The sequence below is a fragment of the Arthrobacter sp. TMN-50 genome, from assembly GCF_054511125.1.
The window spans coordinates 1-1,708 of record NZ_JBTNDG010000034.1 but is presented as its reverse complement, the minus strand read 5'-3'; the positions used below and the strand labels follow the sequence as shown (position 1 = coordinate 1,708).

Annotated in this window: 1 protein-coding gene; it reads left to right on the top strand. The window is 60.1% G+C overall.

Annotated features, from left to right (window positions below; genetic code table 11):
- Nucleotides 1-190 precede the first annotated feature (190 nt).
- Nucleotides 191-1,708 (top strand): HNH endonuclease signature motif containing protein, encoded by a 1,518-nt coding sequence (locus ACX80A_RS15180; protein WP_459260597.1) that lies wholly within the window; start codon nt 191-193, stop codon nt 1,706-1,708.

Genomic DNA, 1,708 nt, shown 5'->3' with positions numbered 1-1,708 from the left:
GTGTGGATAACTCAGCGCTCTTCTCCTCCACATTGGTGGATTTTGCTGGTTTGTTCGAAGGTGTGTTCGATAGAATTGGTGTATGGCGATTACCCGGTTTGAGGATCAGGCTGATACTTCTCGGTATCTGGCGTGGTTGAATGCTGAGTTGTTGGGGGTTGCTGTGTCGTTTCGTGTGGAGAGTCTGTTGATGCCGACCCGTGAGCTTGCTGGGATGGCGGTGGCTATTGAGCAGATCGCGAGGACTGCTGAGCAGTTGCAGTTGATTGCGGCTCATGCGGTGGAGGTCCAGAATGTGGCGGTGGTTGGTGAGTCCGGTCAGCGGTTGAATTTCGCGGCCGATGACCCTGGGTCGTTGAACGGTGGGTCTTTCGGTGGGGAGTCTTCTGAGGGGGCGGTGAATCGGACGGGGTGTAGGGATAATGCTGAGTATCTTCGGAATACGTTGCGGGTGAGTAAGAGTGAGGCGAAGCGGCGGATCCGGTTATCGGGTCAGGTGTTGGGGTCGGTGCAGTTGAATGGTCAGCCGGTTGGTCCGAGGTCGGGGTATTTGGGGGCGGCGGTCGCTCGATCGGAGGTGAGTAGTCTGGCTGCCACGTTGATTAGTGCGGCCTTGGAGCGGGTGCGGCCGTTTGCGTCGGTGGAGCAGGTGGAGGTGATGGAGGCGAATCTGACCCGGCAGGCGGCGGAGTCGGATCTGGATGTTCTCCGGGTTGTGATCAGGCGGTGGGAGGATCTGCTTAATCCTGATGGTAGTGAGCCCACTGAGGAGGTCCTGCACGCTCATCAGGGGGTTTTCCTGCGGGGTAAACGGCATGGGTTGCGGTTCATCGAGATTTTTGCCACGGATGAGCAGTACGAGGATTTGGTGACGGTCATGCAGGTGGCCACCAACCCACGAACCCGCGCCGGCCTGACGACCCCCGACACCGGGCCAGCCCCTGACACCGGGCCAGCCCCTGACACCGGACAAGCCTCCGGCGCCGGACAAGCCCCTGACCCCGGACAAGCCACTGACACCGGACGAGCGTCTGGGACCGGACGAGCGTCTGAGACCGGAATAGTGTCCGCTGCGGGGAAACAGGGTGAGGTGCATCAATGCGCTGTTCCGGATGATGTTCTTGATCGGTCGACGTGGGCGCAGCGGTTACTTGGTGGTCTGGTGGGTGCGTGTCGGATCGCGTTGGCGAGCAATAGACTGCCGGCTGCTGGTGGTTTGAGGCCTCAGGTTTTGGTCACGATCAATTACAAGGATTTGGTGGCCGATGTGGGCAGGGCCGGTACTGCTGCGTTTGGTGGACTGCTCAGTGCCCGGGCGATCCGGCGGATAGCCTGTGATGCGAATGTTCTTCCGGTGGTGTTGGGAACCGCGGGCCAGATCCTGGATGTGGGGCAGCCTCGCCGACTGTTTCCTCCGACGCTGCGTAAAGCGTTGACCGCCCGCGATGGTGGATGCGCTTTCCCGGATTGCATGATGCCCTCACCGTGGACCGACGCCCATCACATCATTCCTTGGAGCAGGGGCGGTCCGACCACCACCGCTAACGGGGTATTGCTGTGTTCGAGGCACCATCATGTGCTGCATCAAGGCGAATGGACGATCGAAGTCAGGGACCGGGTTCCCTGGTTCATCCCACCCCCGTATATTGACCCAACCCAGAAACCCCGACAAAACCACTACCACCGAGACCGAAACCCACTGCTCTAA